Annotated in this window: 14 protein-coding genes; 13 read left to right on the forward strand and 1 reads right to left on the reverse strand. The window is 35.2% G+C overall.

Features of this window, described 5'->3' with window-relative positions:
- The first annotated feature begins 19 nt into the window (after positions 1-19).
- From NKR20_RS04250 to NKR20_RS04310, 13 genes are all read left to right on the forward strand, one after another.
- Positions 20-232 (forward strand): acetyl-CoA carboxylase biotin carboxyl carrier protein subunit, encoded by a 213-nt coding sequence (locus NKR20_RS04250; RefSeq protein WP_121212887.1) that lies wholly within the window; start codon positions 20-22, stop codon positions 230-232.
- A gap of 33 nt (positions 233-265) precedes the next feature.
- Positions 266-1,798, forward strand: coding sequence for an acyl-CoA carboxylase subunit beta (locus NKR20_RS04255; protein ID WP_253423876.1), 1,533 nt, complete (start codon positions 266-268; stop codon positions 1,796-1,798).
- 202 nt (positions 1,799-2,000) lie between these two features.
- Complete coding sequence (locus NKR20_RS04260) at positions 2,001-2,903, forward strand: ketopantoate reductase family protein (protein WP_253423879.1); 903 nt, start codon at positions 2,001-2,003, stop codon at positions 2,901-2,903.
- Positions 2,900-3,289, forward strand: a complete 390-nt coding sequence (locus tag NKR20_RS04265) for a DUF3397 family protein (RefSeq protein WP_121212890.1) — start codon at positions 2,900-2,902, stop codon at positions 3,287-3,289. The genes NKR20_RS04260 and NKR20_RS04265 overlap by 4 nt, the downstream gene beginning before the upstream one ends.
- Positions 3,290-3,407: 118 nt before the next feature.
- Positions 3,408-5,024: a bacillithiol biosynthesis cysteine-adding enzyme BshC gene (bshC, locus tag NKR20_RS04270; protein ID WP_253423882.1), complete on the forward strand. Its 1,617-nt coding sequence runs from the start codon at positions 3,408-3,410 to the stop codon at positions 5,022-5,024.
- 187 nt (positions 5,025-5,211) lie between these two features.
- Positions 5,212-5,643: a division/cell wall cluster transcriptional repressor MraZ gene (mraZ, locus tag NKR20_RS04275; RefSeq protein WP_253428044.1), complete on the forward strand. Its 432-nt coding sequence runs from the start codon at positions 5,212-5,214 to the stop codon at positions 5,641-5,643.
- Between the two features lie 23 nt (positions 5,644-5,666).
- Complete coding sequence (gene rsmH / locus NKR20_RS04280) at positions 5,667-6,617, forward strand: 16S rRNA (cytosine(1402)-N(4))-methyltransferase RsmH (RefSeq protein WP_121212893.1); 951 nt, start codon at positions 5,667-5,669, stop codon at positions 6,615-6,617.
- Positions 6,618-6,989: a cell division protein FtsL gene (ftsL, locus tag NKR20_RS04285; RefSeq protein ID WP_121212894.1), complete on the forward strand. Its 372-nt coding sequence runs from the start codon at positions 6,618-6,620 to the stop codon at positions 6,987-6,989.
- Positions 6,986-9,211: a penicillin-binding protein gene (locus NKR20_RS04290; RefSeq protein WP_211330846.1), complete on the forward strand. Its 2,226-nt coding sequence runs from the start codon at positions 6,986-6,988 to the stop codon at positions 9,209-9,211. The genes ftsL and NKR20_RS04290 overlap by 4 nt, the downstream gene beginning before the upstream one ends.
- 64 nt (positions 9,212-9,275) lie before the next feature.
- Positions 9,276-11,198 carry a stage V sporulation protein D gene (locus NKR20_RS04295; RefSeq protein WP_253423885.1) on the forward strand — a complete coding sequence of 641 codons (1,923 nt, stop codon included), beginning with the start codon at positions 9,276-9,278 and terminating at the stop codon, positions 11,196-11,198.
- A 74-nt stretch (positions 11,199-11,272) separates the two neighbouring features.
- Positions 11,273-12,247, forward strand: coding sequence for a phospho-N-acetylmuramoyl-pentapeptide-transferase (gene mraY, locus NKR20_RS04300; protein WP_121212896.1), 975 nt, complete (start codon positions 11,273-11,275; stop codon positions 12,245-12,247).
- Entirely contained in the window at positions 12,244-13,593 is a 1,350-nt protein-coding gene (gene murD / locus NKR20_RS04305) for a UDP-N-acetylmuramoyl-L-alanine--D-glutamate ligase (RefSeq protein WP_253423888.1), read from the forward strand. The genes mraY and murD overlap by 4 nt, the downstream gene beginning before the upstream one ends.
- A gap of 72 nt (positions 13,594-13,665) precedes the next feature.
- A complete protein-coding gene (locus NKR20_RS04310) occupies positions 13,666-14,760 on the forward strand; it encodes an FtsW/RodA/SpoVE family cell cycle protein (RefSeq protein WP_121212898.1) in 1,095 nt (364 codons plus the stop codon).
- Between the two features lie 276 nt (positions 14,761-15,036).
- On the opposite strand, the gene NKR20_RS04315 is transcribed toward NKR20_RS04310, so the two are convergent.
- Positions 15,037-16,464 (reverse strand): DDE-type integrase/transposase/recombinase, encoded by a 1,428-nt coding sequence (locus tag NKR20_RS04315; protein ID WP_253428046.1) that lies wholly within the window; start codon positions 16,462-16,464, stop codon positions 15,037-15,039.
- Positions 16,465-16,596: the final 132 nt, after the last annotated feature.

Below are 16,596 nucleotides of genomic sequence, written 5' to 3' on the forward strand. Positions count from 1 at the left end.
TTTTAAAGGGGAGTCATAGATGGCAGAATTACGATCCCAAATGGCCGGTACAGTATTTGAAGTATTAGTAAAAGAAGGTCAACAAGTAAGTAAGGGCCAAACGGTTATTATTATTGAATCTATGAAAATGGAAATTCCTTTTGAAGCAGAAGACGATGGTGTTGTAACGAAAGTACATGTTGCTGAAGGAGATTTCGTAAACGAAGATGATGTTTTAATCACTTTTTCATAATGGACATAGCCAATACAAAGAGGAGAGTATGGCATGAAACTCTATAACGAAAAATTATCGGAAAATATCGAAAAAATATTAGCTGGTGGATCGGAGAAATATCACAATCAATTAAAGGAGAAAAATAAATTATTTGTTCGAGATAGATTAAATCTCCTTTTTGATGATGGTGAATATGAAGAAGATGGTCGTTTTGCAAATTGTGTAGAGAAGGATTTGCCAGCAGATGGTGTAGTTTGTGCGATTGGGAAAATTGAAGGTCAAACAGTGTGTGTTATGGCAAATGATTCGACAATCAAAGCAGGGTCTTGGGGAAAAAGAACGGTTGAAAAAATTATTCGTATCCAAGAAACCGCTGAAAAACTACAAGTTCCACTATTGTACTTAGTCGATTCTGCAGGTGCACGTATTACAGATCAACTAGAAATGTTTCCTGGAAGACGTGGTGCAGGTCGAATATTCCATAATCAAGTAAAATTAAGTGGAATGATTCCACAAATTTGTTTATTATTTGGCCCATCCGCGGCAGGGGGAGCATATATACCAGCGTTTTGTGATATCGTCATAATGGTTGAAAACAATGCATCGATGTATTTAGGGTCGCCTCGTATGGCTGAGAAAGTAATTGGCGAAAAAGTATCGTTAGAGGAAATGGGCGGCGCAAAAATGCATTGTACAATTAGTGGATGTGGAGATCTTTTAGTACAAACAGAGCAACAAGCAATAGAAAGTGCTAGAAAATACTTATCCTATTTTGGTGCGAACTTTAGTGAAAAGCCAAAGATAATAGAAAGTAAACCACCTGTTGCAGGGCGTACTTTGGAAGAAATCATTCCGGAAAATCAAAATGTACCTTTTGATATGTATGAATTAATCGATCAACTGATTGATGAGGATAGTTTTTTTGAAATAAAAAAATTATTTGCCCCAGAATTAATAACAGGACTTGCAAGAATATCTGGAAGAACAGTAGGCATAATTGCCAATCAACCGAAAGTAAAAGGTGGAGTATTATTCGTTGACTCCGCAGATAAAGCCGCAAAATTTATTCAATTATGTGATGCTTACTCCATCCCTTTATTGTTTTTAGCGGATGTTCCAGGTTTTATGATTGGAACAAAAGTAGAACGAGCGGGCATTATTCGACATGGTGCGAAATTTATATCAGCTATGAGCAGTGCAACGGTCCCGAAAATTTCTGTCATCGTCAGAAAAGCATATGGTGCAGGGTTATACGCGATGTGTGGTCCTGCATTTGAACCAGATGTATGTATTGCGTTACCAACAGCTCAAATTGCTGTTATGGGTCCAGAAGCAGCAGTAAATGCAGTCTATTCTAAAAAAATAGAGGAAATAAAAGATGTAAAAGAAAGAATGAAATTTGTAAAAGAAAAAATTGATGAGTATAAAGAAGAGATTGATATATATAAGCTAGCTTCAGAAATGGTGATAGATGATATTATTGCACCGTCCGAACTTCGTGAAACCTTAACAGATCGGTTACATTATTACTCAAGCAAACAAATTACATTCCCTTATCGAAAACATCCGGTATTTCCAGTATAATATAAAGAAATTAAAAACAGGGGCTGTCCAGTAAGTGGAACTTTACTGAACAGCCTTCTTCTCATACAGTAAATATTAAAGACAAAGCTTGGCTCTTGCGGTAGTAGAATAAATTATCACTATCCTCGTTATTAAGGGAGTGTCTCAAAATAAGTTTCAGACACTCCCTTTACTTTCATGTATAAAATAAGTGGGTGATTATATGAAGATTACAATTATTGGAGCAGGTTCTGTTGGAATGTTAGTTGCTAGTTTTCTATCGGAGTCTTTTCATGATATATCACTTATTGTTCGATCAAATGAACAAACAACAGCCCTACATGAACATGGTTTAGTTCGGGAAAACTTGGATGGAACAATTAGTAAGACTAAAGTTAATATCAAATCTCATCTTACACCACTATCAGAAGATACGTTAATTATTGTGGCGGTAAAGTATAACCAATTACAAAATATTTATAAAATACTAGAAACACAACATAAAAACATTCCAATTTTATTTTTACAAAATGGTTTGGCTCATTACGAGGAAGCATTATGTTTACCACAAGAAACGATTCTCTTTGGTTCTTGTCAATTTGGAGCGGAAAAAATCAATCAATATACGGTAGCTCATCGAGGAATTGGTGTGTTAAAACTTGCGATGGGAAGAGGGAAAGAAAAAATATTACATACCCTTTCTGAATTGAAAATACAAAATTTCCCTACTGAATATATAGAGAATGCGGAGCAAATGTTATTTGAAAAGGCATTACTGAATTGCTTTATTAATCCATTAACCACATTATTAATGGTGAAGAATGGGGAATTGGTAGAGAATGTACACTCATTAAAATTACTAGAGGATCTTTATAACGAATTAATGGATGCCTTCCCAGAAGAAAGGGAACGTTTTCAGTTTGCAGATGTAAAAAAACTATGTATCCAAACCGCATCAAATACCTCTTCTATGTTAGCAGATCGAATACATAATCGTCAGACTGAAGTGAAAACAATTGTTGGTGCAGTTATTAAAAAGGCGCAGGTTAGGGGAAAATCTTTACCAATATTATCAACACTATATCATCTATTACTTGCGGTGGAGGAGAGCGGTGAGAAAATGTGAAAATATTATTCCAATACGTAATTAGTACCATCATTCTATTCCCAATTATTCTATTTTTTATATCATTTTTTATTTGCCGAAAAAGAAAAAAGAGTAAATCAAAATCATTTGGCTATTCGTCAGATGTAACAACTTTTGTACTCTTTTTTTCAGTCCCACTGTCAATTAAAAGTCTATGGGAAGTGAATTTGAGTATACTTATTATTAGTATTGCTATAATAATTGCAATTATATTTACATACATAGATTGGAGAACAAAAAAGGAAATAGAAGTATTGCCGTTATTTAAAAAGGTATGGCGCTTATTCTTTATCCTTTTAACTCTTTGTTATTTTATTGTCTGGATTGTAGGGCTAGTTCAAAGTATTATTAACTATGTCAATTAATAAGCATTTTCTTTTGAAGAAAGCTTTTTAAGCATTACAATAAATGAAGTGTATATAAAAATATTTTTTAAATAGAACATCTTTTGTGAACTGTTTATAAAAGTAGAGGAGATTTTTTATGAAACTGGAACAAATTGAAATACCAGTTACCAATCAATTATTAAATGATTATTGGTCACATTGGGAAAAGCTTAACTCCTTTTTTCAATACGAATATAACGATTATTCCTTTAAGAGTCGATACGAGTATTTAAAAAATAGACATTACAACAGTGTGGAATTAAGTAATGTTATTCGATCGTATATGGAGCCTTATGGTATTTCACAAAAACAAGAAGAAAATTTACAAAGTTTACATAATGGTGCAGTTGCAATAGTAGGTGGCCAACAAGCGGGAATTTTAACGGGTCCATTATATTCTGTTCACAAGGCGATATCTGTTATCTTGTTAGCAAAACAACAGAGTGAAAAATTAGGAGAAAAAATTGTCCCACTTTTCTGGATTGCTGGAGAAGATCATGATATTGAGGAAATTAATCATACGTACACAATTGTGAACGAAACTCCAAAGAAAAAAGTGTATGACGTAAGATCTCGTAAAAAAACAATGGCATCTGCGACAGTTATACAAAAAGAACAATTAAAAGAGTTAATTGAAATAATTTTTGAAAATTATGGTGAAACAGAGTATACAAATGATTTGTTGAATATGCTTCAAAAACATGTGGAACAAAGCTCGACGTTTACGCAATTCTTTACATATACAATGAATGAATTGTTTAAAAACGAAGGGTTATTAATGATTGATGCTGCGTTTACACCGTTTCGTAAATATGAATCATCATTTTTTGAGAAAATCATCAATCACAATGAAGAAATTGCAAAACTAGTGGTTGAAAAAGAGGCACTATTAAATGCTGCTGGATATGGTACGCCTATTAATGCAGGTATTGATAATGCTAACCTTTTTTATGTCCATGAGGGTGAACGATTTTTATTAGAGAGAAAGAATGGGCAATATCAAGATGCGAATGGATTATATAAATTTACAGAAAATCATTTGTTAGATATTGCATCAACTTCACCTGAATGTTTAAGTAATAACGTAGTGACTAGGCCATTAATGCAAGAAATGACAATCCCTGTTTTAGCATTTGTCGGTGGTCCAGGTGAGCTTGCATACTGGGCAACGTTAAAAGATGCTTTTCATTGCCTTGACTTACAAATGCCAATTTTAGCACCGAGGTTAAATATCACCATTGTAACAAGAAAAGTAGAGCAATTATTGATAAACATCGATTTAACTATTCCTCAAATAATCAATGGAAAAGTAACTGAAATGAAAGAACAATTTATAGAGCGTGTTCAAGATATTGATGCAAAAGAACAGATTGCAAAAATATATGAGATACTAGATGCTCAATATAAAGAACTGGGTTCGTATTTAAGTTCACAATCAATTAACTTAGATGTCATCATAGAAAAGAATAAACAATATCACCAAATGCAGTTACAATATTTAGGTAAAAAGATAGACCAAGAAGTTTTAATTAAACATGATAAAACACTTCGTCAATTTAATACCATTAATGCTGAAATTTATCCGAATGAAACATTGCAAGAACGAGTATATAACCCATTCCAATATTTAAATATTTATGGTCCTACATTAATTAAAGAACTATGTGGATTACCAATGTCGATTTCGAATAACCATTTTGTAGTATATTTGTAATATAATTTTTATCATTTTCGAGTTATCTCAAATGAGATAACTCTTTTTTTGTGTCTATTAACTTAGGAGTAAAAACTTAAAAAAGTACTATTTACACAAATTATAAAAGTTTAATTACAATCTATTTAAAAGTGTGGAGGAAAGTGGGGGAATGTGGTACATTATTTATTAAAGTGGGGTGAGTAGCATGTTCATGGGGGAATATCAACATTCCGTTGATACAAAAGGACGTCTCATTATACCTTCAAAGTTCCGAGAATCATTAGGAAGTACATTCGTAATAACTCGTGGACTTGATAACTGTCTTTTTGGCTATCCTATGGATGAATGGCGAAAACTCGAAGAAAAATTAAAAGAACTGCCTATGACGAAAAAGGATGCTCGTGCATTTGCGAGGTTTTTCTTTTCAGGGGCAACAGAGGTTGAAATAGATAAACAAGGACGAATTAATATCCCAGCTAGCCTAGCAACTTACGCAAAGCTTGAAAAGGAATGTGTGGTGTTAGGTGTTTCGAATAAAATTGAAATTTGGGCTAAAAGTGCTTGGGAATCTTATTTCAACGAAGCTGAAGAATCATTTAATGAAATTGCAGAAAATTTAATTGGATTTGACTTCTAGAAAACGCAAAAGGAGCAAGGTTTATGTTCGATCATACAACCGTATTACTGAAAGAAACTGTTGATGGATTGAACATCAATCCAAAAGGAATTTATGTTGATTGTACTCTAGGCGGGGCAGGACATAGTGAATATTTAGTTCAACAATTATCCTCAGAAGGTCGTTTAATTTGTTTCGACCAGGATATGACAGCTATAAACAATGCAAAAATACGCCTACAACCATACTTAGACAAAGTAACGTTCGTACATTCAAACTTCCGATATATAAAGCAAGAATTGCAGCAATTAAATATACCAAAAATCGATGGCATTCTCTATGACCTAGGTGTTTCTTCACCTCAACTGGATACCCCAGAGCGCGGATTTAGTTACCACCATGATGCACCTCTAGATATGCGTATGGATCAAACAGCAGACTTAACTGCTTATCATGTTGTAAATGAATGGTCCTATGAAGATTTAGTTCGTATCTTTTTCCGCTACGGTGAAGAAAAATTCTCAAAACAAGTTGCAAGAAAAATTGAAGAAGCAAGAAAACATGCTCCTATTGAAACGACTGGACAACTTGTTGAACTAATTAAAGAAGGAATTCCCGCACCCGCAAGACGTAAAGGGGGGCACCCAGCAAAAAGAATTTTCCAAGCAATACGCATTGCCGTTAATGATGAACTTGGTGCTGCTGAGGATTCATTAGTGGATGCAATCGAAATGTTAAAAGTTGGAGGACGCATAAGCGTTATTACTTTCCATTCATTAGAGGATCGTTTAACGAAGACAATTTTTAAAGAGGCATCCTCTCTTCCAGATTTACCACCTGGTTTACCAGTAGTTCCTGATGAATTTAAACCGGTTTTAAAGCTTGTATCGAAAAAACCGATTCTCCCTTCAGAAGAGGAACTTACATTAAATAATCGTTCAAGATCAGCAAAACTTAGAATTGCTGAGAAAATATTTGATAAAGGACGTGGGTAAATGGCAGTTCGTGTTAGACAACATTCATATATCCAGCAGCCTGTCGCACCACCACAGCAGCAGCCCTCTAAGAAACAAAAAGTTCAAAAATCCAAAAAAATAATTACACTAAAAGAAAGACTTTTATATATTGCTTTTGTCGTAGTTGTTGCTTTTCTAGCGGTTTCAATTTTACACAAACAAAGCACAATTCAACAAACAACATATGACATACAAAAAATTGAAAAACAAATTGCTGAGATAGAGAAACAAAATGTTGATTTAAAAGTTCAAGTTAGTGAATTATCAACGTATGAGCGAATTTGGGAAAAAGCAAAAGCACTCGGTTTAACTCTTAACGAGAACAATGTAAAGGTAGTGCCGGGAGAATGAGTAAAAAGAAATTTCGATTCCAATGGGGAGCCTTTCTAATGTTATTACTTTATGGAGGGCTCTTTTTTGCATTATTTATTCGTATTTTTTTCATTCAGGCAACAGGTGTAGTAGATGGTCAAAAATTAGAGGTGAAAGCTGCGGCTCTTTATGAGAAAGAAGCGGTATTATCGGCAGAACGTGGAAAGATTCTTGACCGTAATGGAAATATTATTGCGGAAGACACACTAAGTTATCGATTAATAGCAGTTGTAAACCCAAAAGCCACAACTAATCCTGAGGATCCAAAACACGTACAAGATCCAGATTATACGGCAAAAGTGCTATCTAAATACATTGCAATGGATGAATCTGAAATCTATAAAATTTTAACTAGAAAATTAAGTGATGGAAGACAGCCGTACCAGGTTGAATTTGGAGTGGCGGGTCGTAGTATTAGTCATGAACTGATGAATGAAATTGATAAAGAGAAGCTTCCTGGAATTATATTTGCTAGTGATAAAAAACGTTATTATCCAAACGGTGCATTTGCTTCTCACTTAGTTGGTTTTGCACAAAAAGAAGAACAAGAAGATGGTTCTTATAAAACTGTGGGGAAAATGGGGCTAGAATCAATTTATAATAAAGAACTTACAGGTACAGATGGAAAAATGAAATACGAGAGTGATATTTTTGGATATCTATTACCGAATAGCGAAAAAATGATTCAGCCTGCTGTAGATGGAAGTAATATCTATTTAACTTTAGATAAAACAATTCAAAATTTTTTAGAAGAATCAATGTCTAAGGTTTATAAACAATATTCTCCCGAGTCCATGGTAGCTGTTGTAGCAAATCCAAAAACCGGAGAAATATTAGCAATGTCTCAACGACCAACCTTTGATCCGGACACACGTGAAGGTTTAGAAAATAACTGGTTAAATGATGTAATTGAAGATGTGATTGAGCCAGGTTCTACAATGAAGACCTTTACATTGGCTACAGCTATTGAAACCGGAAACTGGCATCCGAATGCTGAATTCCAATCAGGGAGCTACACAATCTTAGATAGAACAATTCGAGATCATAATAATGTCGGTTGGGGGAGAATTAGTTATTTACAAGGTTTCCAGCGATCAGCTAATACAGCGATGGCACATTTATTACAAATGATTGGCGATGAAACTTTTATCAATTATATGAAAAAGTTTGGTTTCGGTGAAAAAACAGGCATTGATTTACCTGGAGAAGCAACGGGAACATTATTAACAACGTACCCAATCAATCGTGTAACCACTTCCTTTGGTCAAGGGTCTACGGTAACACCGATTCAACTAGTACAAGCTATGACAGCTGTAGCAAACGATGGCAAGATGATGCAGCCATATGTAATTGATAGAATAGTAGATTCTGAAAATGAAAAAACAATAAAGAAACATGAACCAAAAACGAAAGGTCAGCCAATTTCAGCAGCAACCGCTAAGCAAGTTCGTGAAATATTAGCTTCAACGATTACTTCTGAAGTCGGTACTGCTCAAAGATTTAAAGTAGAGGGCTATGAGGTTGGAGGAAAAACTGGTACTGCACAAATTGCTAAACCAGGTGGCGGTTATTACTATGGAAAAAATAATTATTTATATTCTTTCTTAGGACTAGCGCCAATAGATGATCCTCAACTAATTGTTTATGTAGCAGTAAAGCGCCCAAAATTAGCACCAACAGAAGTTGGATCTGAACCAGTAGCGGCAATCTTTACATCTGTAGTACAAAATAGCTTGAAATATTTAAATATTAAACCGGAAGATGCTGCAAAAGTTCAAACAGTAGCGATGGGTGACTATATTGGGAAAAATTCAGATAGTATTCAAGTTGAATTACAGAATGAAGGATTAACGCCAATAATTATCGGTGAAGGTGGTACGATAACAGACCAGTATCCTGACAAAAATCTAGCGATTACTAAAGGTAGTTTAATATTTTTAAAGACAGATGGTGAGATATCCTTACCATCATTTGAAAACTGGTCATTACGAAATGTACTAGTATATAAAATGATGTCAGGGTTACCAATTGAAATTGTTGGGGATGGTTATGTAGAAAGTCAAAGCGTATCGGCAAATACGGTTGTTTACGATTCTTCTCCGATTGTAGTTAAACTTAAAACACCAAAAGAAATGTATACAGTTCCAGAAAAAGAAACAGAAGAGACTGAAGAAGAAGGCGAGATAATACCACAAGATTAATAAGGAAATAGAATAGATGTCCACTTCAAATCATACTTTGTTAAAAACGAGGTGTGAAGATAAAATGAAGTGGATTTCTACCATTTCAAAAAGTCGCTTGAAATTAATTATTTATGGGTTTATTCTTTTTGGGATTGCAGTTGTCATAAGGCTATTTTATGTACAGGTGATTCAGCACGATAAATTAACAGAATTAGCGAAAGAAAATTGGGATCGTGAAATTCCATTTGCAGCTGAACGTGGTGAAATTGTAGATAGGAATGGGAATGTATTGGTAACAAATAAACTTGCTCCAACCCTCTATTTTATGCCTGCACAAAATGATAATATTGAACTTGCTGCAAAACAGATTGCTTCAGTGTTAAAAATTGATGAAAAAAAACTTTTCGAAAAAATGAATACAAGGGATTATCTTGTGAAATTGGCACCTGAAGCAAAAAATATTACGTATGAACAAGCCGTCCAAATTCAAGGATTGAAAATAGATGGCCTATATACAGGAGTAGATTATGTTCGACATTATCCCTACGGCAACTTATTATCAAGATTTATTGGTTTTACAGGTTACGATACACAGGGACTAGCTGGTATTGAGTACCAATACGATAAATTACTAACTTCTAAAGATGCTGCTATTCGTCTTTTCACGGATGCAAAGGGTAATTCACTTCCACATGTGGACGATGAATGGCGAGAAGGAGATCAAGGTGCAACGGTAGAATTGACGATTGATTTAGATGTTCAACAGGTGGTAGAACGGGAATTAGCTCAGGCCATGGAAAAATATGATGCTGATCAAGCATTAGCAATTGCTATGAATGTCAATACTGGAGAAATATTAGCATTATCTTCTTACCCTACATATGACCCTTCGAATTTTGAAGATGTAGATTCTTCAATTTACAATCGAAACTTACCAGTATGGATGACATATGAGCCAGGGTCTACCTTTAAGATCATCACATTAAGTGCAGCTCTTGAAGAAGGGGTAGTGGATTTAGAAAAGGATACATTCCATGATAAAGGGTACACAATTGTAGAAGGAGCAAGACTTCGTTGTTGGAAACGAGAAGGTCATGGTACTGAAACGTTTTTACAAGTTGTGGAGAATTCATGTAACCCAGGATTTATTGAATTAGGTCAACGTGTAGGACCAACAAAGCTTCAACAATATATTAGAAACTTTGGATTTGGTGAACCAACAGGATCAAATATTGCTGGTGAAGCTTCGGGGATTTTATTCTCAAAAGAAGCATACGGCCCTGTTGAACATGCAACCACCTCCTTTGGTCAAGGGATTTCTGTAACACCAATACAGCAAGTACAGGCAGTCGCTGCGGCTGTAAATGGTGGGAAATTATATACTCCATATGTTGTTTCAAAAGTTTATGATTCGGAAACTGGTAAAGTTTTAGTGGAGAATAAACCGGAACTAAAGCGTACTGTAATTAGCGAGGAAACTTCTAAAAAGGTACGAGAAGCATTGGAATCCGTTGTAGCGAATGGTTCTGGACGTGCTGCTTTCCGTGATGGTTTACGAATTGGTGGTAAGACAGGTACTGCACAAAAAGTAGAAAACGGCCGCTACAAAGATGGTGATTACATTGTATCCTTTATTGGATTTGCACCTGCCAATAATCCGGAAGTAGTCGTTTATGTTGCTGTTGATAACCCTAAAGGATCTTTAATTTTTGGTAGTACGATTGCAGCTCCAATTGTTGGACAAATTATTGAAGATATTGCTCCTAAAATTGGGTTAGAAGTAAATCGAGAAGGTCAACTTGAAAAACAATATCGATGGGGAGATCCGATAACTGAACGAGTACCAAATTTAATTGGATATGAAAAAAAGGACATTATGAAATTACAATATCCATTTAAAATTGAAATACATGGTGATGGAAATGTCGTTACTGCCCAGTTACCTGAGCCTGAAAACATCCTTGAACAAGATGGTACAATTCATTTGTATTTAGATAATAACTAGTTCATTTAGTTCTTAATTAATAGTAAATTACTTATGATGATTTATTAAGAACAAGACTTTAAAGGAGATTTAACATGACAATTTTAACAACAATAACCATTCTAGCAATATCTTTTATCGCTTCTGTGGTTTTAGCACCAATAGCAATTCCAATTCTACGTAGATTGAAGTTTGGACAGAGTATCCGCGAAGAAGGCCCGCAGTCGCATATGAAAAAAGCTGGAACACCAACGATGGGTGGTATTATCTTTCTAATATCTATCATTGCTACGACGGTAATTGTTGGGAATATTTATAACTTGTTTACAACTCAGTCAGTTGTAATGATACTTGTATTAGCAGGCTTTGGGTTAATCGGGTTTTTAGACGATGGAATCAAAGTTATTTTTAAACGTAATCTTGGGTTAACTTCTATCCAAAAGTTAATTGGCCAAATTATTATTTCAATTGCTGCTTTCCTATTATTACGTTTAGGGACATTTGATACATCAATAAGTATCCCTTTTACAGATATCTCTATTGATTTTGGGATTTTATATGTAGGTTTTTTAATTTTCTGGTTAGTTGGTTTTTCTAATGCTGTCAACTTAACGGATGGATTAGATGGCTTAGTTGCTGGTACTGCATCTATTGCATTTACCGCTTTTGGGGTCATCGCGTTATTTAATGAACAGCATGACGTTGCACTATTTACTTTTGCAGTAACAGGTGCATTGTTAGGTTTCTTAATTTTCAATGCGAACCCTGCAAAAGTATTTATGGGTGATACAGGGTCCCTTGCTTTAGGGGGATCTCTAGCACTTGTATCTGTAATAGTGAAAGAAGAATTATTACTTTTATTGATTGGGTTAGTTTTTGTGATTGAAACACTTTCGGTTATTTTACAAGTAGGCAGTTATAAATTGCGTAAAAAACGCATATTCAAAATGAGTCCGATACATCACCATTTTGAGTTATCTGGGTGGTCCGAACGTAAAGTAGTTGGAGTATTTTGGTCCACAGCATTAGTTGTCGCATTAATTGCAGTATTAACGGAGGCCTTAATATGATTCAAATTTCAAATTTCCAACATAAAAAAGTTTTAGTACTCGGATTAGCAAAAAGTGGTGTTGCTGCATCAGAGCTCCTACATCAGTTAGGAGCTTTCGTTACGGTGAATGATTCAAAGCCATTTGATGAAAATCCTCAAGCACAGGAACTCCTGAAAAAGGGGATAACTGTTATTTGTGGTAGACATCCAGAAGATTTATTAGATGAAGGATTTGAATTAATTGTAAAAAATCCAGGGATTCCTTATTCAAATCCGATTATTGTGGATGCAATCAATCGAGGATTACCTGTAATTACTGAAGTGGAACTTGCTTATTTAATAAGTGAAGCGCCAATTATTGGAATAACAGGAACAAATGGAAAAACGACTACGACAACTTTAATTTTTGAAATGTTAAATAACGGTCAAAAACAACCCTTAATCGCTGGTAATATTGGAACAGTTGCATGTGGAGTCGCTGCAGAAGCGAAAAAAGAAAATGTCATTGTGACAGAACTCTCTTCATTCCAGTTAATGGGAACAATTGAGTTTAAACCAAATATCGCAATTTTAACAAATTTATATGATGCGCATTTGGACTACCATGGTACTTTCGAGGAATATGCAGAAGCGAAATTTAATATTACAAAAAATCAGGATGAAAACGATTGGCTCATTTATAATACAAGTCAGGAAGTCGTAAAGAAGTTTGCTGATCGATCAAAGGCTCAGAAAGTTCCATTTAGCTCAAATGGTCGTACTGAAGAGGGTATTAGTGCAGATGAAGAAACAATTTATTGGATGGGAAAACCATACTTAAGTCGTTTGAACATTGCTTTACCTGGGAAACATAACTTAGAAAATGCTTTAGCAGCAATAGCCGCTTGTATCCTATATGGTTGTGATAAATCGGCGATTGAAGAAGTATTAAAAACATTTACAGGTGTTCGACACCGTACACAATTTGTCCGTGAATGGAATGGACGTAAATTTTATAATGATTCAAAAGCAACGAACTGTTTGGCGACAAAGGTGGCATTAAATGCTTTCCAACAGCCAATTATTTTAATTGCTGGAGGACTTGATCGTGGCCATTCCTTTGAAGAGCTCCGAGATTCTATGCAATATGTAAAGGCTGTTGTGGCATATGGGCAAACAGGGGAACGTTTTATTGAATTTGCAAAGTCTTGTGGTATTGAGCAAACAATCCTTGCCCAAGATGTTGAAGATGCTGTTGTAAAAGCAGTTCCACTTTCAGAAAGTGGAGAAGTGATATTATTATCACCTGCATGTGCAAGTTGGGACCAATATAAAAGTTTTGAAGTTCGCGGAGATTTGTTTATTAATGCGGTTATGAATCTTTAAGATTTGTGCTTAGTACAATGTTCAATTGTATCTAAGCACAAATATAGCTATATGAAAAGTTCTTACGAAAGGATGCCTTCACTGAAGTTTACCTATAAAAGGCTTTTTATTATATCAGCATTTCTTTTGTCACTAATGGGAATTCTCTTTATTTATTCAGCGGGTACATATTGGAGTTCAATTCATTATGAAGGACAAATGCCGTTCTATTTGAAGCAACTAATTTATTTAATTTTAGCCATTGCAGTATTTCTTACAGTTGCCAATATGCCTACATTTACAATGGAAAAGACTTGGATTACTCTATATGTATTTTCGTTAATTTTATTGGTTTTAGTACTTGTACCTGGTATTGGTTTGGTGCGTAATGGTTCTCAAAGTTGGATTGGGTTAGGTCCATTAACCATTCAACCAGCAGAATTAGCTAAAATAACAACATTGATGTATTTAAGTTTTCTATTAGGCAAGGTAAAAAATGACGAACGAGTTGTACAAATAAAACATTTTTTAATCATCATTCTTCCATGTGCATTAATTATGTTACAACCTGACTTTGGTTCAGTATTCATTTTAGTTGTTTCGGCATTTATCTTATTGTTTATTGCTAGATACCCAATTAAGCTATATGTCGGGTTTATTGTGATGGGAGTAATTGGCTTAATTGCTTTAATTGCTTCTGCTCCTTATCGATTAAAACGTATTGAAGCTTTTATCAATCCATGGGAAGATCCGTTAGGAAGTGGTTTCCAAGCAGTACAATCATTACTTGCGATAGGTCCTGCTGGATTACTTGGGCATGGGTTTCAAGAGAGCCGTCAAAAATTCCTGTATCTACCAGAACCACAGAACGACTTTATTTTTTCCATTATTTTAGAGGAAATTGGTTTTTTAGGTGGTTGTGTTGTATTAGTGCTTTTTGGTTTATTTATTTATTCTGGTTGTGGACTTGCACTGCAATCATTAAAAAGTTCAGATTTTTATGCGATATCTGCTTTGGTGGGCATGGTCGGGTTCCAAGCTTGTTTAAATATTGGCGTAGTAATTGGATTAATACCTGTAACCGGAGTAACACTACCATTTATTAGCTACGGTGGAACATCTTTGATGATTATATGGTTTGTGGTAGCGATTGTTGTTGGATTTGCTAATCGAACCAATTCTGTATAAAAGGAGGTAGTGTCAAAACTTCTATGAAAAATTGAAAAACACAAGGTATTGGGCGATAAGTACTCTCCGAACGAGGGGACAATCGCTCTTGACAAACATTCCGAAAAGGTTGCGCCCATATTTTTGAGGGCGAAGGGGAAAAAGTAGGCACACCAAATAACCCTCGCCAAATACCAATTTTAACCTTTTCTCCATTCGGTTTGTCAAGAGTTCGCTACGCCGATTGTCATTCGTATGTAGTTATTTGAGGGCTCTGCTAAAAAAAGTAGGCTGCGGTTATTTCGTTAACTCCAATTGGGCCAGTTCAATCAGTTTTGTCCAACGTGCTGGCATATGTGGCATCTGGTCCAACTCTGGAATCATGACCGGCACACGCTTTTCCAGCTTTGCATGCGGTCGAAGGAAATTAAAATAGGCCACAAACATCGTCACAAACGATACCGAGCCAGCTTCGGAACCAAAGCCTGTTGTCGCACGGTAATGCCCTTTAAATGTCCGGTTTAGACGTTCGATAATTTGTTTCAACCAACGATATTCGGCTGACACTGGATCTTCGTTCGTTAAGCCTATCACTTGTGTCACATCAAACCAAATGTCATGTTGTGCGAAAAAGTGTTGTGCTAATAAGTAAATGGGGTTGCCATCCACGATTAAATTCAGGTTTTCGGGAATCTCCTTGAACTTTTGTAAAACATCATCGATTGCTTTAATGGCAGACAATGTATCGCGATTAGGCGAAACACGGTAAGAGAGAATAACTTTTTTCGCCGCATCAAAGAAAAAGAATAAGTAATGCCATTTCCCATTAACCCGAATATACGTTTCGTCGCCACAAAATTGATCGGACAGTTCATAAGGATAACCATCAACGAAGGGCTTCATCAAGATGGAGACACTGTTCACGTAATTTAATATCGTTTGATGTGAAATGGAAACATTATGTATGTCTTGCATAATCGCTGCTGTTTTCCGTGCTGAAATACCGTAATTCACATGGTATGTCAAAATCAATCCAAGTGTATGGGATGACGTATGAATCCGTGATAAATCTACACGTGGTTTTACTGGTGATGCTGGAGATAAAGGTTGATAATCAAACAAAAATTCACGATAAATATAACGCACTTTAAACGCCTGTGGATCTTGTTTAAATCGGGTCTTTTCTTCCTTACTCATTCGACCTATATTGGATAAATAATAGGAACACTGATTACTTTTACACTTCCAAATGTGAAAATCTTTTCGCTCTTTAATTTTCTCTAAGGTCTTCATACAGTGGGGGCAACGAAGAATAGCCTCTTTCTGATAGCGACTTTTTTGATTAAATAAGCAATCACATACCTTACATTGATATTGTCCTTTTGCACCATTATTCGCATACAAATACGAGGAAGGTGCACCACACTTAGGACAACAGAGGTTTTCAGGTACTTTTGATTTGGACTTGGCGTGTCGTCTTACAGGCTTTAATTCTTTGCCATGTTCATGGAAGTAGGCGATTAGTAAATCCTGAAAGGATGCTTTTTCAGGTTGATACAGAATGGGTAACTTATCAACTTGTAACTTGCGGTATTCTTTATTAATTGGCTGTTCAGGACGCACACTTCCAACAGCCTTACCAAATATTATCACCATTAATATTTTAATTATTTTTTCTTGGTACTTGATAAATTCAATTAAATACGCTAATAATTGAGGGTACAAACTTGTCACTTCCTTTTTGGGTAGTTTTGTGTGTGGTAACCTCAACTAACACCAAAATCCAGGGGGTGGCAAGTTTTTTTGCGTAAAAGACTATAAAACCAACGATTATTAGCGATTTATATATATAAGTTT

The organism is Ureibacillus endophyticus (assembly GCF_024159215.1).
In the GTDB taxonomy this organism is placed as follows: domain Bacteria; phylum Bacillota; class Bacilli; order Bacillales_A; family Planococcaceae; genus Ureibacillus; species Ureibacillus endophyticus.

What these genes read in the sequence shown, in the direction of transcription:
- NKR20_RS04290 (WP_211330846.1), top strand. Translation starts at nt 6,986, where the DNA reads ATGAGTAAAAAGAAATTTCGATTCCAATGGGGAGCCTTTCTAATGTTA.
- rsmH (WP_121212893.1), top strand. Translation starts at nt 5,667, where the DNA reads ATGTTCGATCATACAACCGTATTACTGAAAGAAACTGTTGATGGATTG.
- mraZ (WP_253428044.1), top strand. Translation starts at nt 5,212, where the DNA reads ATGTTCATGGGGGAATATCAACATTCCGTTGATACAAAAGGACGTCTC.
- bshC (WP_253423882.1), top strand. Translation starts at nt 3,408, where the DNA reads ATGAAACTGGAACAAATTGAAATACCAGTTACCAATCAATTATTAAAT.
- NKR20_RS04260 (WP_253423879.1), top strand. Translation starts at nt 2,001, where the DNA reads ATGAAGATTACAATTATTGGAGCAGGTTCTGTTGGAATGTTAGTTGCT.
- murD (WP_253423888.1), top strand. Translation starts at nt 12,244, where the DNA reads ATGATTCAAATTTCAAATTTCCAACATAAAAAAGTTTTAGTACTCGGA.
- mraY (WP_121212896.1), top strand. Translation starts at nt 11,273, where the DNA reads ATGACAATTTTAACAACAATAACCATTCTAGCAATATCTTTTATCGCT.
- NKR20_RS04310 (WP_121212898.1), top strand. Translation starts at nt 13,666, where the DNA reads ATGCCTTCACTGAAGTTTACCTATAAAAGGCTTTTTATTATATCAGCA.
- ftsL (WP_121212894.1), top strand. Translation starts at nt 6,618, where the DNA reads ATGGCAGTTCGTGTTAGACAACATTCATATATCCAGCAGCCTGTCGCA.
- NKR20_RS04255 (WP_253423876.1), top strand. Translation starts at nt 266, where the DNA reads ATGAAACTCTATAACGAAAAATTATCGGAAAATATCGAAAAAATATTA.
- NKR20_RS04295 (WP_253423885.1), top strand. Translation starts at nt 9,276, where the DNA reads ATGAAGTGGATTTCTACCATTTCAAAAAGTCGCTTGAAATTAATTATT.
- NKR20_RS04250 (WP_121212887.1), top strand. Translation starts at nt 20, where the DNA reads ATGGCAGAATTACGATCCCAAATGGCCGGTACAGTATTTGAAGTATTA.